21 protein-coding genes and 2 tRNA genes are annotated in these 23,449 nt (G+C 36.9%); 16 read left to right on the top strand and 7 right to left on the bottom strand.

Features of this window, described 5'->3' with window-relative positions; genetic code table 11:
• Positions 1-144: 144 nt before the first annotated feature.
• Positions 145-241, bottom strand: a tRNA-Met gene (locus tag DW173_RS23855).
• Between the two features lie 133 nt (positions 242-374).
• Here DW173_RS23855 and DW173_RS19250 point away from each other — a divergent pair.
• From DW173_RS19250 to DW173_RS19275, 6 genes are all read left to right on the top strand, one after another.
• Positions 375-1,604, top strand: coding sequence for a site-specific integrase (locus tag DW173_RS19250; RefSeq protein WP_120145017.1), 1,230 nt, complete (start codon positions 375-377; stop codon positions 1,602-1,604).
• A 66-nt stretch (positions 1,605-1,670) separates the two neighbouring features.
• The gene (locus DW173_RS19255) at positions 1,671-2,669 is read left to right on the top strand and encodes a hypothetical protein (RefSeq protein ID WP_196046077.1); all 999 of its coding nucleotides are present in this window, start codon (positions 1,671-1,673) and stop codon (positions 2,667-2,669) included.
• Between the two features lie 247 nt (positions 2,670-2,916).
• The gene (locus tag DW173_RS19260) at positions 2,917-3,405 is read left to right on the top strand and encodes a hypothetical protein (protein WP_007754370.1); all 489 of its coding nucleotides are present in this window, start codon (positions 2,917-2,919) and stop codon (positions 3,403-3,405) included.
• A 68-nt stretch (positions 3,406-3,473) separates the two neighbouring features.
• Complete coding sequence (locus DW173_RS19265) at positions 3,474-3,650, top strand: hypothetical protein (RefSeq protein ID WP_007754371.1); 177 nt, start codon at positions 3,474-3,476, stop codon at positions 3,648-3,650.
• The gene (locus DW173_RS19270; RefSeq protein WP_120145018.1) at positions 3,634-5,439 is read left to right on the top strand and encodes a DEAD/DEAH box helicase family protein; all 1,806 of its coding nucleotides are present in this window, start codon (positions 3,634-3,636) and stop codon (positions 5,437-5,439) included. Before DW173_RS19265 ends, DW173_RS19270 begins: the two co-directional genes overlap by 17 nt.
• A gap of 219 nt (positions 5,440-5,658) precedes the next feature.
• Positions 5,659-7,467, top strand: coding sequence for a DEAD/DEAH box helicase family protein (locus DW173_RS19275; protein ID WP_182281640.1), 1,809 nt, complete (start codon positions 5,659-5,661; stop codon positions 7,465-7,467).
• A gap of 67 nt (positions 7,468-7,534) precedes the next feature.
• Here DW173_RS19275 and DW173_RS19280 read toward each other — a convergent pair whose 3' ends face one another.
• The 4 genes from DW173_RS19280 to DW173_RS19295 form a co-directional block, all read right to left on the bottom strand.
• On the bottom strand, positions 7,535-7,954 hold the full coding sequence (locus DW173_RS19280; RefSeq protein WP_049701758.1) for a hypothetical protein: 420 nt from the start codon (positions 7,952-7,954) through the stop codon (positions 7,535-7,537).
• The gene (locus DW173_RS19285; RefSeq protein ID WP_120145019.1) at positions 7,951-8,625 is read right to left on the bottom strand and encodes a hypothetical protein; all 675 of its coding nucleotides are present in this window, start codon (positions 8,623-8,625) and stop codon (positions 7,951-7,953) included. Before DW173_RS19285 ends, DW173_RS19280 begins: the two co-directional genes overlap by 4 nt.
• A complete protein-coding gene (locus tag DW173_RS19290; protein WP_120145020.1) occupies positions 8,612-9,622 on the bottom strand; it encodes a hypothetical protein in 1,011 nt (336 codons plus the stop codon). Before DW173_RS19290 ends, DW173_RS19285 begins: the two co-directional genes overlap by 14 nt.
• Before the next feature lie 147 nt (positions 9,623-9,769).
• Entirely contained in the window at positions 9,770-9,955 is a 186-nt protein-coding gene (locus tag DW173_RS19295; protein ID WP_049701761.1) for a hypothetical protein, read from the bottom strand.
• Between the two features lie 760 nt (positions 9,956-10,715).
• Here DW173_RS19295 and DW173_RS19300 point away from each other — a divergent pair.
• The 3 genes from DW173_RS19300 (at position 10,716) to DW173_RS19315 (ending at position 13,665) form a co-directional block, all read left to right on the top strand.
• Complete coding sequence (locus DW173_RS19300; protein WP_120145021.1) at positions 10,716-11,744, top strand: DUF3871 family protein; 1,029 nt, start codon at positions 10,716-10,718, stop codon at positions 11,742-11,744.
• A 283-nt stretch (positions 11,745-12,027) separates the two neighbouring features.
• The gene (locus tag DW173_RS19310; protein ID WP_060451305.1) at positions 12,028-12,663 is read left to right on the top strand and encodes a recombinase family protein; all 636 of its coding nucleotides are present in this window, start codon (positions 12,028-12,030) and stop codon (positions 12,661-12,663) included.
• A 576-nt stretch (positions 12,664-13,239) separates the two neighbouring features.
• Entirely contained in the window at positions 13,240-13,665 is a 426-nt protein-coding gene (locus DW173_RS19315; protein WP_048697546.1) for a hypothetical protein, read from the top strand.
• Positions 13,666-13,920: 255 nt separating this feature from the next.
• Here the strand turns inward: DW173_RS19315 and DW173_RS19320 are convergent.
• Positions 13,921-13,994 (bottom strand) — tRNA-Met (locus DW173_RS19320).
• A gap of 224 nt (positions 13,995-14,218) precedes the next feature.
• Between DW173_RS19320 and DW173_RS19325 the strand changes: the two genes are divergently transcribed.
• The 4 genes from DW173_RS19325 to DW173_RS19340 all read left to right on the top strand — a co-directional run bounded on the left by DW173_RS19325 (position 14,219) and on the right by DW173_RS19340 (position 19,079).
• On the top strand, positions 14,219-14,605 hold the full coding sequence (locus DW173_RS19325) for an START-like domain-containing protein (protein ID WP_008640713.1): 387 nt from the start codon (positions 14,219-14,221) through the stop codon (positions 14,603-14,605).
• Positions 14,606-14,681: 76 nt separating this feature from the next.
• On the top strand, positions 14,682-16,580 hold the full coding sequence (locus tag DW173_RS19330) for an LptF/LptG family permease (protein ID WP_032841814.1): 1,899 nt from the start codon (positions 14,682-14,684) through the stop codon (positions 16,578-16,580).
• 5 nt (positions 16,581-16,585) lie between these two features.
• Positions 16,586-17,803 (top strand): bifunctional 3,4-dihydroxy-2-butanone-4-phosphate synthase/GTP cyclohydrolase II, encoded by a 1,218-nt coding sequence (locus tag DW173_RS19335; protein ID WP_004309056.1) that lies wholly within the window; start codon positions 16,586-16,588, stop codon positions 17,801-17,803.
• Positions 17,804-17,885: 82 nt separating this feature from the next.
• Entirely contained in the window at positions 17,886-19,079 is a 1,194-nt protein-coding gene (locus tag DW173_RS19340) for a pyridoxal phosphate-dependent aminotransferase (protein ID WP_004306402.1), read from the top strand.
• 306 nt (positions 19,080-19,385) lie between these two features.
• On the opposite strand, the gene DW173_RS19345 is transcribed toward DW173_RS19340, so the two are convergent.
• Positions 19,386-19,556, bottom strand: a complete 171-nt coding sequence (locus DW173_RS19345; RefSeq protein ID WP_002559159.1) for a DUF362 domain-containing protein — start codon at positions 19,554-19,556, stop codon at positions 19,386-19,388.
• A 180-nt stretch (positions 19,557-19,736) separates the two neighbouring features.
• Between DW173_RS19345 and metA the strand changes: the two genes are divergently transcribed.
• From metA to DW173_RS19360, 3 genes are read left to right on the top strand one after another with little or no spacing between them, the layout of a single operon-like run.
• Positions 19,737-20,654, top strand: a complete 918-nt coding sequence (gene metA / locus DW173_RS19350) for a homoserine O-succinyltransferase (protein WP_004314573.1) — start codon at positions 19,737-19,739, stop codon at positions 20,652-20,654.
• Positions 20,651-22,480 carry a peptidase U32 family protein gene (locus DW173_RS19355; protein WP_120145022.1) on the top strand — a complete coding sequence of 610 codons (1,830 nt, stop codon included), beginning with the start codon at positions 20,651-20,653 and terminating at the stop codon, positions 22,478-22,480. The genes metA and DW173_RS19355 overlap by 4 nt, the downstream gene beginning before the upstream one ends.
• Positions 22,477-23,433 (top strand): zinc ribbon domain-containing protein, encoded by a 957-nt coding sequence (locus DW173_RS19360; protein ID WP_008017684.1) that lies wholly within the window; start codon positions 22,477-22,479, stop codon positions 23,431-23,433. The genes DW173_RS19355 and DW173_RS19360 overlap by 4 nt, the downstream gene beginning before the upstream one ends.
• Positions 23,434-23,449 lie beyond the last annotated feature (16 nt).

The following is a 23,449-nucleotide window of genomic DNA, read 5'->3' on the forward strand; positions in this document are numbered from 1 at the left end:
ATGATGCAAAAATAAGAATTTTAACGCAATCCCCCAAGGTTTCAGACTGAGCCGTAAACCATAGTGTAAACCGGCACCAATTGATGTATAAAAGAAAAAGGCACCCAAGAGTGGAAGCCTCTCAAATGCCTTATTCTTATCAAGTAGCGGGACCCGGGATTGAACCGGGGACCTCATGATTATGAATCTGCGTCTTCCAAAGGCTGACGCCTTTGAAAGCTACCAGCAGAGCTATCCCTTTTTATTGATAATCAGTGATATATATACGTTTGTAAAATATTGCGATTTGATAAAAAAGAGATTTATTGTGGGGAAAATGATAAAATAGCGTCACCTATAGCGTCACCTAAAATACTGTTCATAACTTTCTGATTATGAGCGTAAATATTAGTGTGGTATGTTTTAAATCGAAAACTTTATCAAATGGTGAACACCCTTTATTTGTAAAGGTGAGTGAGGGTAAAAAGAGAGCAACTAAGAGTTTAGGATTATCTATTAGAGCCCAGTTTTGGAATTTTGAGAAGAACGAACCTAAAAAGATTTGTCCCAATAGAGAGGTTTTGATGAAGATGATAGAATCTAAAAAGCAACAGTATTTGGAGCAAGTTATTGATTTTAAAAGTGAGGATAAAAACTTTACTCCACAGTCATTAGTTGATAAAATGGAGAATACCGTAGTTCCTCAAACGGTTGGAGAGTATCTTTTAAAACAAATTGAGATAATGAAAGTTGAAAAGAGAATTGGAAATGCTAAAGTATATCGCAGTACATATAATTCTCTTTTCGCTTTTTGTGGTAACTTGAATATATCTTTTGCGAGTATTGATTCGGCTTGGTTAAGAAGGTATGAGACTTTTTTGAGAAGTCGAGAGAATTCTAGCAATACTATAGGTATTCGATTTCGAGAATTACGGGCTTTGTATAACAAGGCGATAGAAGACAATCTTGTGCATGAGAAGAATTATCCTTTTAAACGTTTTAAGGTCGCACGATTTAGCAAAAAAACGTCCAAACGAGCAATAAAGAAAGAAGATATAAAAAGGATAATGAATGTGGACTTACGGTTAATTACTAAATATCACAGTCCATTACTTTATTTGAGTAAAGATTTGTTTTTGTTTAGTTATTTGGGATGTGGAATTAATTTAATTGATATTGCATATTTGAGATACGAAAATATAACAGAGAATCGTTTACGTTTCAACCGTCATAAGACAGGACAGCCTATTAACTTTGCACTACAAGGACAACTGCGAGAAATTATTTTGAAATATACTAAAGAAGGTTGTAGCCCTAAGGACTTTATTTTTCCTATTCTTGATAGAAGAATTCATAAAACACAGCAACAGCAAGATGATAGAATAATAAAGGTAACTAAGGGTATTAATAGGAATCTTAAAAAGATTGGTCAATTTCTGAATCTTTCTATTCCTATAACAACCTACGTGGCAAGACATTCTTTTGCTACAGTGTTAAAACGCTCTGGAGTCAATATATCGATTATTAGTGAAGCATTGGGACATACAAATTTGTCAACGACACAGTATTATCTTGATAGCTTTGAAAATGAGCAGATAGATGAAGCAATGAAGAATCTTCTTTAAAATAAAATGTCGCTTTGCTTTTATGGTGAAGCGACATTTTTTATTTTTGTGACAAAGTTTGAAAATATGGAATATCAGATAATACCAATCAATACGATAAAACGAATCGAATCATGGCTGAATAGTGAAGTGGGATTCAGCCGTTCAATGTTTCATAATGAACTGGACTATATATCTGATGTATATCTTTTGGGTAATAAGTTCCCAATGGAAATACAGGATTTGTACTTGTCCATAAAGAAGGAAGAGCAGGAGATTCCCTATCCTAATTGCGGGACAGATGAGGACAAATATGAATTTAGCATGACTGTGGGAAAGAATTTAGTCCTTGAAAGTGGTAATTTTAAAGCCGAGTATATTGAAACATTGTGGAATACATACAATAAAGATGAAGACGAAGCTTATGAACAGCAAGACCAAGATGTATTTTACGCTATTCTTCTTATTGTAAGTATCTACTATAAATACACACAGACCAATGGCTATTTTGATTTTGAGGATTATATTGCTGACCCAACGCAACTAAAGTATAGTTATTCTGTCAGACCGGATATGCTACGTCTTTACAAGATGTTTCATGAGAAGAAAAAGACCAAGAGTAATATTGTCACGATTGAATATAACAAACAGAAAATAGAACTTACGAATGATGATAGTTGGTTTCTCAATATGATAACTCCATATCTTGATAAATATTTAGGAGTTTCAACTTTGGAAGAAGCGGAAACGGAATTGGATAAAGATTATCCCAGTATAGGTAAAAGAGGCAGGAAACGCGAAAATGCGATACTTGATACGATAACTCTTAGTATATATAACCTACTACGCCACTCATCATTTGCAGCCAAAGGTAAAGGATTAACAGATAACGAGGGGAATTTTATTCTTGAGTTACTGAAATATCTCAAACTGATTGATGAGGACAGTCCTAAAAATGACATATTGAATTTGCGGGCTACAATCAGGAACTTACAAAAATATGAAGTTCGTCCAAATTGGTGGAAAATCCCCATGTGCAAAACGTCTCCCAATAATCCGGTTGAACATTTAAAATCATATTGGTAAAACATATAAAGATAAAAAATGATAGCCTTTATTTAATTGATGATTATTGTGTAAATATACATAATTTGTTGATATATTGTGATTTATGATATTTGTGATTACATAAAGAATTAAGCATAAAAAAAGGGATTTCTTTATGTTTTTTTCTTCATTTCATACGCTTCTATTTCTCCGTAGTTTTGCAGCGTAATCAAAAACAAAGGTGCGCACCTCGTTTGAGATTCATTAATGTTTAATTTAAAAAAAAATGAAGATTATGAATTTGGAATTTGTAGAAAAGAAAGTAGTTAAGTCTTATGATAATGAAGGTGCAATGCAAACTGTAAAGGCAATGATGAAAAGAGGTGAGCAATTGAATGTTAAGTTTTACACTAACAAGGATAACTATCCATGCGCTTGGATTGAATCCAAAAAGATTCAAGGTTTCTGTTTGATATTGAATCAAGAAGGATTAAGTTGGTTACGTACTTATTTGGAAACAGGAGAAGCGGAAGATTTTGGTTTTAATCCTAATAGTGTTACGGCTTATGGTGAGGGAGAAGATAAGGATTTTCAACTATCAATTTTTAAGCAACTGATTTTAGCGGGAAAAGCATTACAATTTGTTCCTACGTTTCGTGAGTATGGAGCGAAAATTACTGCCAGTGCTTTTTTCAGAAAAGGAAAGATTTTCTTCCGGTTGGAAAGGACAGAAGAGTTATATGATTATTTATTGGAAAAAGAATTGATAGCATAATTGAATTATTAACGGGGGAAGGCGCAATTCCTTCCCTATATTTATAAATCTATTAAAATTTAAGATGTATGAAAAAGTTAAATGTAAAACCAGTAGAAGAATTGTCCCAGTTCATTAATGAAGCTAAAACTCCTGGAAATTTGTTGCAAGATGCACCCGATTTTGATGCAATCAAGCAGGAAGAGTACGAAAATGAAGGAATGGATGTGATAGACGTTAATGAGGAAGATGACAATAGAAATTAATCTTAATGAACTCGGTAGGGTGCAATACCTTACCGAAGTTCTTCCCGAAATTCCCACGAATACAATTCTTTATAAGAAGTTGACCGGACTTGGTGCTACCTATGGAGAAATCACCGCAAAACGTAACTCGATTATCATTGAGCCGAATGTTCCTGTTATTATCGGTAAATGTAATGACCCTAAACATAAAGATGATAATCTGTTCGGAGTATATGAAGGTGTATATACTGACGATATCATAAAATATTTGGAGAAGAGTAAGAATAAGTATTATAAGATACTTACTACTCCCGAAAGTTTTCAGAAAGTAAAGGACGCATTTGAAGAACTGGAAATGAGTGCGCATTGTTCTTGTTTTCTTCTGTTTGATGAATGTCATAAGCTAGTGAAGGATGCGGATTACCGGAATAACATAACACTACCGATAGATGATTTCTTTAAATTTGACCAAAAAGCATTGGTCTCTGCCACACCAATAGAATTGAATGACCCTCGATTTAAGGAACAGAATTTTAAAATGATAGAAATACAGCCGACCTTCGATTATAAAAAGGAACTTTGGCTGCATCATACGAATAATACACTGCAAGCATTAAAAACTGTATTATCCAAACTAGACAATGAGGAAGCTGCGCCACTTCCCATTTGTGTGTTTATCAATTCAACCGATATTATATATTCATTGATGAAGCAACTAGACCTGTTGGAAGATTCCGCAGTCTTTTGTGCTCCAAAAAGTGTTGATAAACTAAAAAAGAATAGATTCTGTAATGTTTATGAAGAGTGGAACAAGGATAAAATGAAGCGGTACAACTTTTTCACAAGCCGCTTTTTCAATGCTGTGGATATGGAGTTGGAAGAGCAACCTCATGTTATAATGCTGACCGATGTCTATTTTGCGGAACATACTATGATAGACCCATATACAGACGCAATTCAGATAGTAGGACGATTCAGAAATGGAGTTTCGTCAATTATCTATATAAGTAATACCAAAAAAGGATTGCCCCAAAGAAGCAAAGAGGAAATAAAAGGTTATCTTATTTGCAGCAAGGAGATATACCGAACGATGAAGAACTTTTATGATTGTGCAACAGACAGGGCTTCCCGTGATGCTTATCGTGTTGCATTGGAAAGTCTTCCTTTCAATAGGATGCTTGATAGGAACGGGAGAGAGAATTGGTTTGCAATAGACAACTACATGGATGAGGAATTGATGAAAAATTATTTCCATGATGAAAATTCTCTATATAAAGCATACGATAACTGTGATTCTTTTATTGTTTATCATGCGGGCTACTATTGTCCGTTGGGTGATAGCGAGCGGTTAAAGAGGGAAAATAAATCTCAATCCATTAAAGACAAGCGTAAAGAGATAGTCCGCCAGTTGGAGATGTTGGGAGATTGTGTTACTGAAATGGAACTGGAATACAAGCGGGATTTGATTGCGGCTGATTCATTTATTGTTGAAGCTTATGATACGGTAGGTAAGGAAGTGATTGAAAAACTCAAATATTCCAAGAAGAAAATCACGGAAGCCATGATACAGAAGCAATACAGCGAGAAGGCAACCGGAACGGAGGTAATTCGCTTAATAAAGAACTCATTTACTGTTGGTCAAAAATACACTCGTAAATATACCAAAGAAGAAATAAAGAGAATTTATGCTCTATTGAATATATATCCCCCTAAAGCCATAACAAGTAAGACTATATGCGATTTTTTTATGGTGTCCGAATGTAAAATCAAAGGTGAAAGATGTTATTTGCTGATTGAAGAAATATTATAATGTGAAGGACATTTTTACCGGAAAAATACTTTTATAGACCTTGTTTGAAAAATGTCCTATTTGAGGATGCTATTTTTTGTCGATTTTTCTCGTTACATTTTTTTGCAGATTATAGCTATATAAAAAATATGGAAAGTCAGGAAAATAGTAGTACAGGTATTTATAAAGTATTAATTTTGTAGTCGATGATAGCGTTACAATTTTTTCTGAATAATAGACATGAAAAAACTAGAAATCCAAGAACATGACGGCTTTCTTGATTTAGAAGACCTTCCTCATAATTGTATCTTTAATAAGGTAGTCACAGGTTGTGGCGGAACAACAATTGCTCTTAAAAATGGTGAGAATTATGTGATTGTAGTTCCTACCACTGAATTAATAGAAAACAAGTGTTATCCACCTAAAGATGAGAACGGAAATAGTATTGTGTGGAAGGCTGAAAATAGAAAGGCAGGATTGAGTCCGGTTAGAAATCTTTTCGGATTGTATGGTACATTCACTCCTACATTAAAGAAAGGATTAAAAGAATATCTTTCTAAAGAAGGAACGAAAAAAATAATGTGTACTTATGATAAGATACCTTCTCTAGTTTCTCTTATTATCCCCAAAGAGTATAGGTTATTAGTTGACGAATATCATAATCTCTTGAAAATATATTCTTATAGAAAAGAAGCCGTAGAAGGAGTATTGGAACATTTTAATGAGTTTAAATCATATTGTTTTATGTCTGCTACTCCAATTGCTATGGATTTCAAACCGGATGCTTTAAAAGACGTGGAAGAATATATTGCTGATTGGAAACATATAGAGCCTTTAACGATTCTACCTTATAAAACCAATAGAGCTTATATGCTTACTGCAAATCTTATTAAAGCGTATCAGAGAGAGGGATATATAAAAAAAGATGAATTGAAATCATACGAAGCTTACTTCTTTATAAACAGTGTCACAGAAATAAAGAAAATATTAGAATATACTCATCTTACAAATGATGATTGCAGGATTATTTGTGCTGATGAAGACAAGAACCGTAGAACATTAGGGGAATATCAGATATCTAGTTCTACGGATGCGCCAAAGAAATTTAATTTCATAACTTCCAAATCGTTTGAAGGAGTGGATTTTTATTCTGAAACAGGTATCTGTTATGTCGTGAGTAATATTCATAATGAACATACTCTATTAAGCGTTGATATGGATATCCCCCAAATTGCAGGGAGAATAAGAAATACCAATAATCCGTTTAGAAATTTGGTTGTTCATATTTTTAATACAAGACCAAAAGACTACTATGAAAATTATGGGAAGGCAAAAAAGGAGATAGAAAAAGAGTTGGAATATGCTAAAGAAAGAGCTACTGCATATAACCGACTTTCGATAGGAGCAAAGAAGCAACAAAAGTCAGATTTAGGTAAATCCTCATTTCTCAAATATGATGAAAAAAATGATGAGTTTATTGTTAATGATATGGCAGCTAAAGTTGTGCTCTATAATTATAGGTTAATGAATAGCATATATCGTTCACAGAAAGATTTAGTTGCTGAATATGAGAGGGCAGGTATATTACATTCCAAAGTGGAATGGGTGCAACTAGACGACAACTTTATAAAGCCTGTTTGTAAGAAGCCTACATTCTTGGAAACATTTATCTTGTATGCTGATATGAAATATTGTTTGGATATTGAAGCAAAACAGAGCATTGAAAAAGAATATCCTTTCATAAGAGACGCTTTGTGTAAATTGGGAGTGGAACAGGTGAAAAAGTTAAGAAGTATGAAGGCTGTAAAAGTTGCTCTTGAAGCTTTAAAAAAAGAGAATATTTGTGCTGATAGTGATATTGGTCAACGCCTAAAAACATTATTAACGATTGGTGCATTTATGCCTTCTAAGGAACTGAAGGCGATTGCACAACAATTTGGAATGAAGAAGCCTATGGACTTAAAAGAATGGGTTGAACTGGAAGCTGGAACTCAACGAATCGAGGGAAAGCCAACTAGGGGATATTTGATTAAGAGATTTATTGATTAATTTTAAACCATAAAAATAGCCGCAAGCGAGTACACTTACAAATGTGCTCAACTGCGGCTTTTATTATTCAATCAATATTCCAATAAGCGTCTGGATTACCGTCAAAAATAGTGTCTATTTCATCATCATTGTATCCCATTTCATCTTGTGCATAGAAGCCATTATATTTCTCATTAGTTTTATTTTCAAAATAGTCACTATCGTAGTAGAAATCATTATTGTCTTCTAACATGGTAGTCATATTACTAGCTTCCTCTAATCTTTGTATTCTTTTGTTTTCAAAATCATTAGATATATAAAAATGGGGATAGACTTGTTTTAATTCTTCTATTGCAGAATCATAAATTAGAAATTCCATATTGGAAATGCTGTTCATGCACCAATAAATATATTGATAATCCCAGTCAATAACATCGCTTAATGCCATGCCCTTGTATTGACCAAATTTAAAAGTGTCTGATAGAGAATAGAATTGCGAAACTATCATAATATATTTATTTCAGAAGGGTCTAAAATTAGGTATGAAACGTTGCCTGTGATATGGTTTACATATCGACATAGAACTTGGAATTCAAAGCAAAAACACCCAAGTTCATTATCATGGGGTTGTCTATACATAACAAATGAACCTTTAGGTGCTATATGAAAAGCTTGATGTTTATTACCAAGATGAAATTTGGTGTTTACTTGCTCGTTTTCTCCCGATTCTGTTTTAAAAACAACGATATTGTTATTTATGATACTGCTGATATACTTAATTGCTTCGTCATGTGTTTTGAAACCATTGCATCTACCAGTATCTAAATAAGAAAGACATTTTAATATTACATCGTAATTTAAATTAGGAGAATAGACATATTTTACGTCGCATTCAATGTCTTCCTGGTTATATGAAATTTTTTTATAGTATGGTAGTGCTTTGCTATCTGATACGATTCTATTACTATATACAGCGAAAGTATCTATTCTTGGGTGGATATCTATAATTTCATTATAGATGATTCTTCCTGTTTTAACAGGAATGAAACCGTAGATTTCTAGAGTTTTAATTAAATGGCTTGATGCTATTTGTCCACTCTTTAATTCTTTTCCTTGTTCAATATAATTTTTAACGTTATTATTCTTATTATCCATACTTTCAATATTAAATGGTTTCATAAAGCTCAAATTCATGTTCTATTTCACTATACAAGTCACTATAATCATAGCGATTATCTAGATTATCAATAATACATTTGGTAATAAATAAAACTTGTCGAATATATTTTCTATCTGGACAATGATGCTTTATCATTAGTCGAAATCTAGCTGTTTCGCTTTCCTTTTGATTCTTTCGAAATTTAGAACAAAGATTTTCTGTTCCTATAACAACACTTTGAGTATCACTTATGGCTCTATTGGAAGATACTTGCATTATCCCTAACGTCATTTCTTTCTTTGTTATTTTAATTAGACAACGCTCGACAAATCTAATAATTGGTGGTCTATTGAAATTTTCAAAAATTAGAATGGCAATAATTGTAGTGTTTATTTGTATGTTTTGATTGGAAATTTTGTCTATTATATTCCAATATTCTTTCTTGTAATGTGAATATTTTTTTAGGATATATCTTTTCTTTCTTTGTTTCAGCTCTGGTAGATAAGCCCTTGAAGTCTCATACGGCTCCTTTGGTAATATTTCTTCTGTTCTGTTTCCTACTTGGTATAAAAATATAATTATCAATAGCCAAATTTCATTTTTTATTTCAAAAAAATCAGGTAATAGATTATCTACAGAGTTAATGAATTTGCTACATATAATTGAAGATATTGTTAAAATGGACGAGTAATAGAATATTATCCTCCACCAGTTTACAATACTTGAACGCTCGTATAAAAATATAGTTATAATCCTAATTAGGATATAATAATAGACAACATTTATGATGTTAAATAGGAACTGATTGCAATGAAAATATTGTAATATTGCAACCATAATAATAAGATAGACAATTGGGCCAAAAACTTTTATAACAAAATTAAAAGATAAAGCTTCATCTTTATCGTCTAATAGGGAAAATTTTACATATCCTCTTGAATAAGATTTACTTCCAATCCAGTTTTGGATAAGAAATAATGCAAGAGCCATAAATAAATGAATAGTTGTAGCTACCATAATAATCTTTTTCTGCAAAAATACGATTATTTTAATTATGCTACTTATATGACAATAGAAAAATATGAATAAATATATCGTTGGTTAATGGCTGTAAGTATTGCTTTATTAACGATGATTTACACGTTGTCGGTGATACCGGAGGACTTATTTCTTCTTGTAAGAGGGCGGCAGCTTTATTTTTGCCAGTTGTTCGTATAGTTCTGCATACTTCTTTCTTAAATAATCTCTGTCTATTTTGATTGTTACCTTGTGATTAACAATGTGTTCTGTTGTCTCATCTGTAAGGGTGGTACTTGTGTCAGGTGTTATTGGGATTCTTGTCTCAATCATGGGATTTTAAATAAAATGTTTTTCTAATGTGGTTAATCTGTATTCTCTGTTTTTGATAGCCTTGTGTTTGTATCCATACACCGATATGGACTTTATTATCTCTGATTCCGTGTTTCAAGGCTAATTCACGTAATTCTTGATAGGTATATACTTCTGACATGGTAGGTAATATGAAAAAAAGATCATAACCACAAGCGGTAGGGCAGACGTCAAATTGCCCTACTTTTTATGGTTATGCTACAAAAATGAGAAAGGTCGTCTAATACTAGTATATAGGCGACTGCAATAAAATCTATCAGACATGGCTTTATCTATGGGAGATTGTGAAAAAGGTAAATTACCGTATTGGTAGTAATTGCGAAATGGAGATAATAAGCCCTCAATACAATACGGTAATCCTTCCTTCATGGGATACACAAATTTACGAATAATTGGGGAAGCTAAAAAATGAATGATACTCATTTTTCAAACATTGGTTGTATGGTTATGCCACATTCTGTAATGGTCTAAAGTAGTTCCATTTGTGGAGAGTAGAAAGATATGCGTGCAATAAAGTACAGGTACTTATATATAATCCCCCTACCTATAAAAATAAGAGCTTAAATATATATCAGCTTACTTCTCCTATGATTTACTGAATTGAAAGTTACGTACGGGTGAAAAGAGTACACTTTTACGCCCCCCGAGGGTAGTTGGAGAGAAACGAAATATATTTCAATCCACGTAATCAATTTATAAATCATTTAAAATTTTATTCGTTATGAGAAATTTACAAATTATTGGCAATGTGCCACAGGTAAGAAGGGAAAGTAACTTTGGTGAATATGCAGAAGAAGCGGTAATAATCGAAGAACAACCACAGGTAAAGAAAGAGAATCCTCATTTCTTGGAAGCCAATACGTTAGAGGTAACAATGCAACATTTAAAAGAAGATTGTATTACACCCGTATTTGCCAAAGATAATGAGCTTACAATTCCTCACCCTGCATTTATTGATACTGTTTATGACGCTGCAAATACGTTTTTCAGTGGTGAAAGTATTGATAAGCCCGATATTCGTGTAAGTCACATTATCAAGGGGAGAATACCCGAAGCAATACACAAACCCGCTAATCAACTTCTTGAAAGTGATAAGACTATCTACTACGAAAGATGTGCTTTTATTATTCAGATTCCTACGATTTACGAAACGGTGAACGGGAATAAGTTAATATTAACTATTGGTGGTGTTCGTGCTTATAATCACACTAATCTTTATTCAAAGAAAGGAGCAGAACGCTTTAAAGTGTTTATTGGCTTTATTTGTAAAGTATGCACAAACTTGTGTGTGTCAACAGACGGTTTTCTTAGTTGCTTGGAAGTTACTAATACAAGGGATTTATATCAAGCAGTATTGGAAATGTTTCAGAGTTACCAACCTGCAAAACATCTACATTTATTGCAAACACTTGGTAACTCATATCTCACAGAACATCAATTTTGCCAATTACTTGGGAGAATGAGACTTTATCAATCATTACCACAAGGTTATCAGAAAGATATTCCTAAAATGCTTATCACTGATTCACAAATAAATACAGTTGCAAAAGCATATATCAATGATAAGAACTTTGGGAGCTTGGGAAATGATATTAGTATGTGGAAATTGTACAATTTGTTAACTGGAGCGTGCAAAACCCATTCGTATATCGATTCATTTTTGGATAGAGCGGTAAATGCAACCGAAATAGCAACGGGAATAAATGCCGCTTTGCATGGAGACACTAAATATAAGTGGTTTATTGATTGATTAAACAGGGGAATATTCAGAAATGGGTATTCTCCTATTTTATTAACTACGTAAAACAAAGAATCATGTTTTATTATAAGATACTTGTTTGGCTCTTTTTTGTGGTATTGGCTATGATTAGTGCGTGTGTGCCGTTGATATGGCTTGTGATTTTTATAGGTTTATGGGATATTGAGGAAGCGAATAAACCTCGTTAGTGTTCAAAATAGAAATGTGTTCAAATAAATCTGCAAAGTTGGTTTGAACACATTCTTTCATGTTATCAATTTAATCAAAGAATAAAATGAAAACAGCCGTAATATACGCTCGTGTTTCTTCAAGTAATGACAGACAGGACACGAGCAGACAAATAGAGGATTTAAAGAAATATGCTATCTCACAAGATATAGAAATAGTAAACATATTCCAGGAGCATATTTCAGGTGCAAAGAAAATAGAGGAAAGACAGATTTTAGGAGAATGTTTGAAATACTGTAAACGTGAATCTGTGGATATTCTACTTTTGTCTGAATTGTCAAGACTAGGAAGAAGTACATTACAGGTTCTTCGCTCTTTAGATATATTGCATGAATCGAAAGTATCGGTTTACATACAGAACTTGGGCTTATATACTTTGCAAGCAAATGGAGAAGTTAATCCAATAGCATCTATCATGGTGACAGTACTTGCGGAAATGGCAAATATCGAAAGAAGTAATATCCAATACCGTTTGAATAGTGGTAGGGCAAATTATATTGCCAAAGGTGGTAAACTTGGCAGAAAGACAGGTTCAACCAAAACGGATGATAAGAAAAAAGAGGAATATAAAGAAGTCATTGCTTTACTAAGAAAAGGCTATTCAATCAGAAATATAGCTAAGCTACAAAGTATTGGTATTTCCACCGTTCAACGGATAAAAAATCAGTTTATAAAGCCATAGGTATAAATTATCAGTTGGGTAGAAAATTTTAAGATTTTGCTCTTATATAGGCAATCACAAATTTTCTACCTACTTGGATTTACTAAGAAGAGACAGCTCTCAACTTTTAATAAACAATAGTTCTTGCTATTACAAACGCTTTTCGTAACTTTGTGGCAATTTCAGATACCTAATGTGTTGGGGCTGAAAGGACATATTAGTTAACGAAGAGCGTTTAAGATATTACCTTGTTCAGAAAATCGCCAATTTAATGAACAACTCAAGGTGATAAGCAAGAACGCTCACGTCAATGTTATATACCTATCTTGTTAAGATAGTCTATATATCGTTTGGCGTGGGCTTGTTTATCATTGAGTTGTGGGTGTTTGGCGATACCTCTGAACTGTGATATTCAAGTTCCCACGCTTTTCTCATTGTATAATACTATCCAAAGGGAACAGGGTAGATAAAACGATATATAACTACGAATCAGACATTAAGAAACAACTTTTGCTACTATCTTTTAAGTAGCCAACTCATTTTTTGAGCAGCTTATACTACAAATTAAATTATTAACGAAAAGATTATTTACAGAATATGAAAACATTTAGATTTTTTGCAACTTTATTGGTTATTGCTTTATGTGCAGGTTTTACTTCTTGTAGCGACGATGATGAAGAAGAAAATTCAGTCGAAATTTCTTTGGCTAATCTTCAAGGTACTTGGGATATGATTAAATGTTATGGTTGGGAGTATGATGACAATAATCAAAAGGAGAATTGGACAGAGGATGTCTCTGGAGAATATATCTTCTTTGAAGATACAGACGGCAATGGAGGATATAGTGACGGTAGCCATACTTATTATTTTGCAAGTTCTATTAATGGTAATAAGCTTATTTTGAGAGATTCTGGTTGGTTAGCGGGTAAGTCGATAACGATAACTAAACTGACTAAGACAGAGTTACATATTACTGCTACAGATGAGAATTCAGAAGAAAACTATGAGATGATAAAAAGGTAAATCATCCTATCGTGCATAGAAAGAACAGCATTTGAAGAAATTCATTTGCTGTTTTTTTTATTGTATTCTATACATTTCTTTATTAAGAAATAGATTTTTCGTATTTTTGTGATGATAAACTTAATGTCAAATCAGAACAGGCAATTAGGAAGTCGTTAACTAGCGTCACCTATAGCGTCACCTGCCACCAATTGATGTATAAAAGAAAAAGGCACCCAAGAGTGGAAGCCTCTCAAATGCCTTATTCTTATCAAGTAGCGGGACCCGGGATTGAACCGGGGACCTCATGATTATGAATCATGCGCTCTAACCAGCTGAGCTATCCCGCCATCGTTTCTCGATTGCGGGTGCAAAGATAGATGATTTTTTATAATCTCCAAAACAATTCATAACTTTTTTGTGTTTTTTCTTTAAGAAGGGTTTTGATTTTCCCTATAAACAGGGAGTTTGAGGTCCGATAATGAAAGAATAATTAAATAAAGTGTCTGATTTATGCGATGTATTTAGAAAAAAGTATTTATCTTGGCACACGTAAAAACAATTCGAAATTGCTATGAAAAAGGAAAAGATTCATTTGGAGTATTTGTTGAATGCAACGTCTAAAAATATTCTTTGGTCAGCTATAAGTACACCGACCGGGTTGGAGGACTGGTTTGCCGACAAAGTTATTTCTGACGATAAAATAGTAGAGTTTCATTGGGGGAAGACAGAGCTGAGGAAAGCAGAGATTATTGCCATTCGCTCTTTCTCTTTTATCCGCTTCCGTTGGCAGGATGATGAAAACGAACGCGATTATTTTGAAATCAAGATGACTTATAATGAGCTGACTAGTGACTATGTGTTGGAAATTACCGATTTCGCAGAGCCGGATGAAGTGGATGATATGAAAGAATTGTGGGAGTCACAAGTAGCTAAATTAAGAAGAACTTGTGGTTTTTAGTTAACTTTCAACTAAAAATTTTCGATGCTCCTTTTTTTGTGCTAATTTTGCATCCTAATTGCACGAACCTATTAAGATGCTACGCATAAAGAAATTAGATATATTCATCGTAAAGAGTTTTTTGATGCTCTTTATTGGTACATTCTTCATCTGTCTGTTCATATTCATGATGCAGTTCCTGTGGAGATATGTAGACGAATTGGTCGGAAAGGGATTGGAGATGAGCGTAATGGCTCAATTCTTCTTTTATTCCGCGTTAACATTAGTGCCGGTATCGTTGCCATTGGCAGTGCTACTGGCTTCTTTGATTACTTTCGGTAACTTTGGCGAGCGTTATGAATTGCTTGCGATGAAAGCCGCAGGTATTTCTCTCCTTAAAATCATGCGTCCGCTTGCTTTCTTCGTTTGCGGACTTGTCGGTGTCTCATTCTATTTTCAAAATGTAGTAGGTCCTATTGCCCAGGCTAAATTGGGAACCCTGATCCTTTCGATGAAACAAAAATCTCCGGAGTTGGACATTCCGGAAGGAGTTTTCTATTCTGAAATCAAGGACTATAATTTAAAGGTAGCTAAGAAGAACCGGAAGACCGGTATGCTATATGATGTGCTGATTTATAGTATGAAAGATGGCTTTGAGAAAGCACGTATTATATATGCTGATTCCGGGCGTTTGGAGATGACCGCGGATAAACAGCATCTTTGGCTGCATTTGTATAGTGGAGATTTATTTGAGAATCTGAAAGCTCAAAGTATGAAATCGGAGAATGTTCCTTATCGACGCGAGGAATTCAGGGAAAAACATACCATTATTGAGTTTAATTCCGATTTCAATATGGTTGACGGTGAGATTATGGGTAAGCAGTCCAGTGCTAAGGACATGGCGCAGTTGCAGAGTTCCATTGACTCGATGACGGTTGTGGGAGACAGTATCGGACGACAGTATTATAGGGAAGTGGCAGAAGGAAATTTCCGTCCTTCTTATGGATTGACAAAAGAAGATACGATCAAAATAGAAAAGGCGGATATTTATGAATATAATGTAGATAGTCTTTACGAAGTAGCCTCTTTAACGCAGAAACAGAAGGTGATTTCTTCTGCTGTCAGTCGTGCGGAGAACGTGGCTAACGATCTTGGGTTTAAGAAATTCACGATGGAGAACAATGATTATAGTATTCGAAAACATAAGACGGAATGGCATAAGAAGATAACGATTTCACTTTCTTGTCTGCTGTTCTTCTTTATTGGAGCTCCGTTGGGCGGTATTATCCGTAAAGGAGGTCTGGGAATGCCGGTCATCGTATCAGTGTTGGTGTTTATCATTTATTATATCATTGATAATACAGGATATAAAATGGCCCGCGACGGTAAGTGGATTGTTTGGATGGGGATGTGGACAAGTAGCGCAGTCCTTGCCCCGTTAGGAATCTTCCTTACTTATAAATCGAATAAAGACTCTGTGGTGCTTAATGCAGATGCTTATATCAACTGGTTTAAAAAGATTGTGGGAATTCGTAGTGTGCGCCATATATTTAAGAAAGAAGTGATTATTCATGATCCTGATTACGCACGTCTGACGGGTGATTTGGAACAACTTTCGGCAGAGTGTAAAGCGTATGCCGCCAGGAAACGATTGGAAAAAGCACCGAATTACTTTAAGTTGTGGATGGCGAGTGAGGATGATAACGAGGTGATGGCAATCAATGAAAAGCTGGAAGCGTTGGTTGAAGAAATGTCCAATACGAAATCTGCCACTTTGATCGGCGCATTAAACAATTATCCGGTTATTTCCGTTTCTGCTCATGTGCGCCCGTTCCATATATATTGGTTGAATCTGGTAGCCGGAGTCATTTTCCCTATCGGTTTATTTTTCTATTTCCGCATCTGGGCGTTCCGCGTTCGTCTGGCTAAGGATATGGAACGGATTATAAAGAACAATGAACAAATTCAATTCATCATACAGAAAATCAATAAATAAGTGTTATGAAAGAGACTATTAAAATGGATAGAATAGAAGATGCGATTGCCGACTTCAAAGAAGGCAAGTTTGTCATAGTAGTGGATGATGAAGACCGCGAAAACGAAGGCGACTTGATTATTGCAGCTGAAAAGATAACTCCCGAAAAAGTAAATTTCATGTTGAAGCATGCACGTGGCGTACTTTGTGCACCTGTCACAGTGTCTCGTTGCAAGGAGTTGGATTTACCGCATCAGGTAAGTGACAATACTTCCGTGTTGGGAACTCCTTTTACGGTTACCATTGACAAACTGGAAGGCTGTACAACAGGTGTTTCCGCTTCCGACCGTGCCGCTACTATTCAGGCGTTGGCCGATCCGACTTCTACACCGGCTACTTTCGGGCGTCCCGGACACATCAATCCGTTGTACGCGCAAGAAAAAGGAGTACTTCGCCGTGCCGGACATACAGAAGCTACGATTGATATGGCTCGTCTGGCAGGACTTTACCCCGCAGGTGCCTTGATGGAAATCATGAGTGAAGACGGAACAATGGCACGTTTGCCCGAACTCCGTCAGATGGCAGACGAACACGGACTGAAGCTGATTTCTATCCATGACCTGATCGTTTATCGCCTGAAACAGGAATCCATTGTAGAAAAAGGAGTAGAAGTAAATATGCCTACCGAACACGGAAAGTTCCGTCTGATTCCTTTCCGCCAGAAATCAAACGGATTGGAGCACATGGCTATATTTAAAGGAACATGGAGTGAAGACGAACCGATCTTGGTACGCGTCCATTCCTCTTGCGCTACTGGAGATATCCTTGGCTCACAACGTTGTGACTGTGGCGAGCAGCTGCATAAAGCGATGGAAATGATCGAAAAAGAAGGAAAAGGTGTGGTGGTTTACCTCAATCAGGAAGGGCGTGGCATCGGTCTGATGGAAAAGATGAAAGCATATAAGTTGCAGGAAGACGGTATGGATACCGTTGACGCGAATATTTGTTTGGGACACCTTGCCGACGAACGTGATTACGGAGTAGGCGCACAAATCCTTCGTGAACTGGGAGTACACAAAATGAGACTTTTGACAAATAATCCGGTGAAACGTGTTGGTTTGGAAGCATACGGATTGGAGATAGTAGAAAATGTACCTGTTGAAACAGTTCCTAATCCGTATAATGAACGATACTTGAGAACAAAGAAAGAAAGAATGGGACATACTTTACATTTTAATAAGTAAATTGCCAATTTGTTTTCATATATCAAATATTATCGCTTATTTTGCAACGATTTTCACTCAACAACAATAAAATAGATACAAAATGAATCAATTATCAGATCGTTTGAACAGCTTGTCGCCATCGGCGACGCTTGCCATGTCGCAAAAGAGCAACGAGCTCAAGGCACAGGGTGTTGATGTTATTAACTTAAGTGTAGGAGAACCGGATTTTAATACTCCTGACCACATCAAAGAAGCTGCGAAAAAAGCCATAGATGATAACTTTTCTCGTTACTCTCCGGTACCGGGTTATCCGGCTTTGCGCAATGCTATTGTTGAGAAACTGAAAAAAGAAAACGGTCTGGAATATACAGCCGCTCAAATTTCGTGTGCCAATGGTGCCAAACAATCTGTTTGTAATACCATCCTTGTATTGGTAAATCCGGGTGACGAAGTTATCGTGCCGGCTCCTTACTGGGTAAGCTACCCGGAAATGGTGAAAATGGCAGAAGGTACTCCCGTAATTGTTTCGGCAGGTATCGAACAAGATTTCAAGATTACTCCGGAACAGCTGGAAGCAGCTATTACTCCGAAGACCAAAGCATTGATTCTTTGTTCTCCGTCTAATCCGACAGGTTCTGTATATACAAAAGAAGAATTGGCCGGATTGTCAGCAGTATTGGCTAAACATCCGCAGGTGATAGTAATCGCTGACGAGATTTATGAACATATCAATTATATTGGTGCACATCAGAGTATCGCTCAATTCCCAGAAATGAAGGAACGTACAGTGATTGTAAACGGTGTATCCAAGGCTTACGCTATGACAGGATGGAGAATCGGTTTCATTGCCGGTCCGGAATGGATTGTAAAAGCTTGCAACAAGTTGCAAGGTCAGTACACTTCAGGTCCTTGTTCTGTTTCTCAAAAAGCTGCTGAAGTGGCATATACAGGAACACAAGAACCGGTAAAAGAAATGCAGAAAGCATTCCAACGCCGTCGTGACCTGATTGTGAAGTTGGCTAAGGAAGTTCCGGGATTTGAGGTAAACGTTCCGCAAGGTGCTTTCTATCTGTTCCCGAAATGCGATGCTTTCTTTGGAAAGAGTAACGGCGAACGTAAGATTGCAGATTCGGATGATTTGGCAATGTACTTGCTTGAAGAAGCTCACGTGGCTTGTGTAGGTGGTGCCTCTTTCGGTGCTCCTGAGTGTATCCGTATGAGTTATGCTACAAGCGATGAAAATATCGTAGAGGCTATCCGTCGTATCAAAGAAGCATTGGCTAAGTTGAAATAATAGTTCACCACAGATTACACAGATTGACACAGATTGAAAAGAGATTGTCTGTCTGAAAAATATTAGATTAATAAAATCATCCTTACTACAGTATGAACTGCACCCCAAAAGTTGGACACAAAACTTTAGGAGTGCAGTTTTTTTATGCAGTAAGGGTGATTTTTTGTTTAAGGAACTTCTTTGTATTTTTCTATCCGTTTGATTGTGAATTAATTTGTGTTAATCTGTGTAATCTGTGGTGAAGAAAGAGCAATAAAAAAGGCTGCCTTCCATAGAAAGCAGCCTATACTCTTTTTGTAACTTGTATTATTCAGCCGGGTGAATTGCTTCAGACGGACAAACGTCTGCACAAGTACCACAGTCAGTACATACATCTGGGTTGATAGAATAGATATCACCTTCAGAGATAGCTTCTACCGGACACTCGTCAATGCAAGTTCCGCAAGCAATACAATCGTCACTAATTACGTATGCCATTTTTCTAAGATTTAAATTATTAGTACTAATTTCTCCGGCAAAAATAAGGCTTTTATTGATTGGTTGTTATGCTTCTATGTTTAAATTGACTTAATTTGTACGTCTTCTAAATAAGCTACCTCCCTATAATCTGCTATATTTTTCGTATTTTTGCACTCAAATTACTAATATATAGCGATTATGCCTTTAAATTTACCCGATAAACTACCTGCGATAGAGCTTTTGAAGGAAGAGAATATTTTTGTGATCGACACTTCCCGCGCTACGCAACAGGATATTCGTCCGCTACGGATTGTGATTCTGAATCTGATGCCGTTGAAAATTACAACGGAAACAGACTTGGTGCGCTTACTCTCCAATACACCTCTTCAGGTGGAGATTTCATTTATGAAGATCAAGAGCCACACGTCAAAGAATACGCCGATAGAACACATGAAAACGTTCTATACGGATTTCGACCAGATGCGTCACGAGAAGTATGATGGTATGATTATCACCGGAGCTCCTGTAGAACAGATGGACTTCGAGGAGGTGACCTATTGGGATGAGATTACGGAAATCTTTGATTGGGCACGTACGCATGTCACTTCTACCTTATATATATGCTGGGCTGCGCAGGCCGGATTGTATCATCATTATGGAGTTCCTAAATATCCGTTGAAAGAGAAGATGTTCGGTATCTTTGAACATCGGGTATTGGAACCTTTCCACTCCATCTTCCGTGGTTTTGATGATTGTTTCTATGTGCCGCATAGCCGTCATACAGAAGTACGCAGGGAAGACATTCTGAAAGTTCCGGAATTGACGTTGCTTTCCGAATCGGAAGATGCCGGTGTCTATATGGCAATGGCACGGGGCGGTCGTGAATTCTTTGTCACGGGACACTCCGAATATTCTCCGCTGACACTGGACACGGAATACCGTCGCGATCTCGATAAAGGCTTGCCGATAGAGATGCCCCGCAATTATTATATAGACAATGATCCTGAAAAAGGCCCGTTGGTACGTTGGCGTGCTCATGCTAATTTGTTGTTCTCCAATTGGCTGAACTACTTCGTTTATCAGGAAACACCTTACAACATCAACGATATTCAATGATAAAGCAGCGTAAAATAGAACTTCTCGCTCCGGCGAAAAACCTGGAATGTGGCATTGAAGCTATCAATCATGGGGCAGATGCAGTATATATCGGTGCTCCGAAGTTCGGTGCCCGTGCGGCGGCTGTGAACTCATTGGAAGATATTGAAGCATTGGTGCAGCATGCCCATTTGTATCATGCACGTATTTATGTCACGGTCAATACGATTCTGAAAGAAGAAGAGTTGAAAGAGACGGAGGAGATGATTCATGCACTTTATCGGATTGGCGTAGACGCGCTGATTGTGCAGGACATGGGGATCACGAAGTTGAATCTTCCTCCGATACCGCTTCATGCCAGTACACAAATGGACAACCGTACACCGGAAAAAGTAAAATTCCTTTGGAAGGCGGGTTTCCGGCAAGTAGTCCTGGCGCGGGAACTATCGTTGCGTGAAATAAAAAAGATACACGAAAATTGTCCGGAAGTGCCTTTAGAGGTATTCGTACATGGGGCACTTTGTGTCAGCTATAGCGGGCAGTGCTATGTCAGCCAAGCCTGTTTCGGTCGTAGTGCCAACCGGGGAGAATGTGCGCAATTCTGCCGGTTACCTTTTAGTCTGGTAGACGCGGACGGGAAAGTGATTGTCAAAGACAAACATCTGCTTTCCCTGAAAGATATGAATCAAAGTGACGAACTGGAGCAATTGCTGGATGCCGGAGCTTCCTCGTTCAAGATAGAAGGGCGGCTGAAAGACGTTTCTTACGTGAAGAATGTAACGGCCGCTTATCGTCAAAAGCTGGATGCCATCTTTGCCCGTCGTCCGGAATATGTAAGGGCTTCTTCGGGTACGTGCAATTTCGAGTTTAAGCCGCAACTGGATAAGAGTTTCAGCCGTGGATTCACACATTATTTCCTGCATGGACGTGACAAAGAGATTTTCTCTTTCGACACTCCCAAGTCGTTGGGCGAGGAGATGGGGACTGTGAAGGAGATTCGCGGCAATTATCTGACGGTTGCGGGACTTAAATCCTTTAACAATGGAGACGGTGTTTGTTATATCGACGAACAGGGACGTTTACAGGGATTCCGCATCAACCGGGTGGACAGCAACAAACTATATCCACAGGAAATGCCTCGCATCAAGCCTCGTACCACATTATATCGTAATTTCGACCAGGAATTTGAACGAGTGCTTTCCCGTAAGTCTGCCGAAAGGAAAATCGCAGTGCGAATGTTGCTTGCCGACCATCATTCCGGTTTCTCTTTGACATTGACTGACGAAGATGATAATAGAGTCACAATCATCCTTCCACGTGAGAAAGAGCCGGCCCGGACTCCGCAGACGGACAACCTGAAAACGCAACTGTCCAAATTGGGGAATACGCCTTTCGAAGCAAAAGAAATAGAAATCTCTTTTACCGACAACTGGTTTCTGCCGGCTTCGGTATTAGCCGATTTCCGCCGGCAGGCAATCGACCGGTTAATAACTGCCCGTCGAATCAATTACCGTCAGGAATTGTCGGTATGGAAGTCAACCAATCATGCTTTTCCACAAACGACGCTAACCTATCTGGGAAATGTCATGAATACTCGTGCAGCCTCTTTCTATCAGGAGCATGGGGTTCAACAGGTAGCAGCGGCTTACGAAAAAGAAGCGGTGGAAGATGCGGTACTGATGTTCTGTAAACATTGTTTGCGTTACAGTATGGGATGGTGTCCCATCCATCAACGGGTACGTTCACCTTATAAAGAACCCTATTACCTGGTGTCAAATGACGGCAAACGTTTTCGTCTGGAATTTGATTGTAAGAATTGTCGAATGAAAGTAAAAGCGGCTCAATGAAAACAGTGATGAACCTCCTACTATGTTTACTTTTGCTCTCATCTTGTTATTATAAAGCACCGGCTTTGGATTCGGAAGAACTGTCGAAGAAGACGAAAGACTCGTTGACTTACTTGTACGAACGGCATTATACATGGAATACAAACTTGGAAGTAGTCGATGATTCCATCTCTTTGGAATGTCTTCCGATAAAAGATACTTTTATTCAGTTGAATAAAGGGGATAGGGTAGTGGTGGCAGAGTTTGCGGTTCACCCTGCCGATAGTGTAGACAGTGTTTGGGTGAAGCTGGCTCACACACAGGATGAACAGGGCTGGATACGTGAAAAAGAACTCAAGAAGTCATTTGTGCCGACTGATAGTATTTCGCAGGCCATTCATCTTTTCAGTGATACGCATGCTTCTTATTTCATTATCATCTTCGCTTTATTCGTCGGTGTATATCTGTTTCGCGCTTTTCGTCGAAAGCAGTTGCAGATGGTCTATTTTAATGATATAGATAGTGTTTATCCGTTATTTCTCTGTTTGTTGATGGCTTTCAGTGCAACGATTTACGAATCGATGCAGGTCTTTGTGCCGGAAACGTGGGAGCATTTTTATTTCAATCCTACTTTGTCGCCGTTCAAAGTTCCTTTTATTCTCTCTGTCTTCTTGTTGAGTATTTGGCTGTTTTTGATAGTCGCTTTGGCGGTGCTGGATGATTTGTTCCGACAGTTGACTCCCGCTGCAGCTATCTTTTATCTGCTGGGGTTGATGTCTTGTTGTATTTTCTGCTATTTCTTCTTTATCCTGATGACACATATTTATATCGGTTATCTGTTCCTTGCCTTTTTTATGCTGGTTTTTGCGAAGAAAGTCCATCGGAACATTGGGTATAAGTATCGTTGTGGGCGTTGTGGGGAAAAGTTGAAGCAAAAAGGTGTATGCCCCCATTGTGGAGCTATCAATGAGTAATTTTATTATCTGTTTT

It is taken from the genome of Bacteroides sp. AM16-13, from assembly GCF_003602705.1.
GTDB lineage: Bacteria > Bacteroidota > Bacteroidia > Bacteroidales > Bacteroidaceae > Bacteroides > Bacteroides xylanisolvens.

Excerpts from the sequence above, each read along its gene's own strand:
- DW173_RS19300 (WP_120145021.1), top strand. The coding sequence starts at position 10,716 with ATGAGAAATTTACAAATTATTGGCAATGTGCCACAGGTAAGAAGGGAA.
- DW173_RS19295 (WP_049701761.1), bottom strand. The coding sequence starts at position 9,955 with ATGATTGAGACAAGAATCCCAATAACACCTGACACAAGTACCACCCTT.
- DW173_RS19310 (WP_060451305.1), top strand. The coding sequence starts at position 12,028 with ATGAAAACAGCCGTAATATACGCTCGTGTTTCTTCAAGTAATGACAGA.
- DW173_RS19355 (WP_120145022.1), top strand. The coding sequence starts at position 20,651 with ATGATAAAGCAGCGTAAAATAGAACTTCTCGCTCCGGCGAAAAACCTG.
- DW173_RS19315 (WP_048697546.1), top strand. The coding sequence starts at position 13,240 with ATGAAAACATTTAGATTTTTTGCAACTTTATTGGTTATTGCTTTATGT.
- DW173_RS19340 (WP_004306402.1), top strand. The coding sequence starts at position 17,886 with ATGAATCAATTATCAGATCGTTTGAACAGCTTGTCGCCATCGGCGACG.
- DW173_RS19270 (WP_120145018.1), top strand. The coding sequence starts at position 3,634 with ATGACAATAGAAATTAATCTTAATGAACTCGGTAGGGTGCAATACCTT.
- DW173_RS19345 (WP_002559159.1), bottom strand. The coding sequence starts at position 19,556 with ATGGCATACGTAATTAGTGACGATTGTATTGCTTGCGGAACTTGCATT.
- DW173_RS19330 (WP_032841814.1), top strand. The coding sequence starts at position 14,682 with ATGCTACGCATAAAGAAATTAGATATATTCATCGTAAAGAGTTTTTTG.
- DW173_RS19260 (WP_007754370.1), top strand. The coding sequence starts at position 2,917 with ATGAAGATTATGAATTTGGAATTTGTAGAAAAGAAAGTAGTTAAGTCT.
- DW173_RS19275 (WP_182281640.1), top strand. The coding sequence starts at position 5,659 with ATGAAAAAACTAGAAATCCAAGAACATGACGGCTTTCTTGATTTAGAA.
- DW173_RS19250 (WP_120145017.1), top strand. The coding sequence starts at position 375 with ATGAGCGTAAATATTAGTGTGGTATGTTTTAAATCGAAAACTTTATCA.
- DW173_RS19360 (WP_008017684.1), top strand. The coding sequence starts at position 22,477 with ATGAAAACAGTGATGAACCTCCTACTATGTTTACTTTTGCTCTCATCT.
- DW173_RS19255 (WP_196046077.1), top strand. The coding sequence starts at position 1,671 with ATGGAATATCAGATAATACCAATCAATACGATAAAACGAATCGAATCA.
- DW173_RS19285 (WP_120145019.1), bottom strand. The coding sequence starts at position 8,625 with ATGAAACCATTTAATATTGAAAGTATGGATAATAAGAATAATAACGTT.
- DW173_RS19280 (WP_049701758.1), bottom strand. The coding sequence starts at position 7,954 with ATGATAGTTTCGCAATTCTATTCTCTATCAGACACTTTTAAATTTGGT.
- DW173_RS19325 (WP_008640713.1), top strand. The coding sequence starts at position 14,219 with ATGAAAAAGGAAAAGATTCATTTGGAGTATTTGTTGAATGCAACGTCT.
- metA (WP_004314573.1), top strand. The coding sequence starts at position 19,737 with ATGCCTTTAAATTTACCCGATAAACTACCTGCGATAGAGCTTTTGAAG.
- DW173_RS19265 (WP_007754371.1), top strand. The coding sequence starts at position 3,474 with ATGAAAAAGTTAAATGTAAAACCAGTAGAAGAATTGTCCCAGTTCATT.
- DW173_RS19335 (WP_004309056.1), top strand. The coding sequence starts at position 16,586 with ATGAAAGAGACTATTAAAATGGATAGAATAGAAGATGCGATTGCCGAC.
- DW173_RS19290 (WP_120145020.1), bottom strand. The coding sequence starts at position 9,622 with ATGGTAGCTACAACTATTCATTTATTTATGGCTCTTGCATTATTTCTT.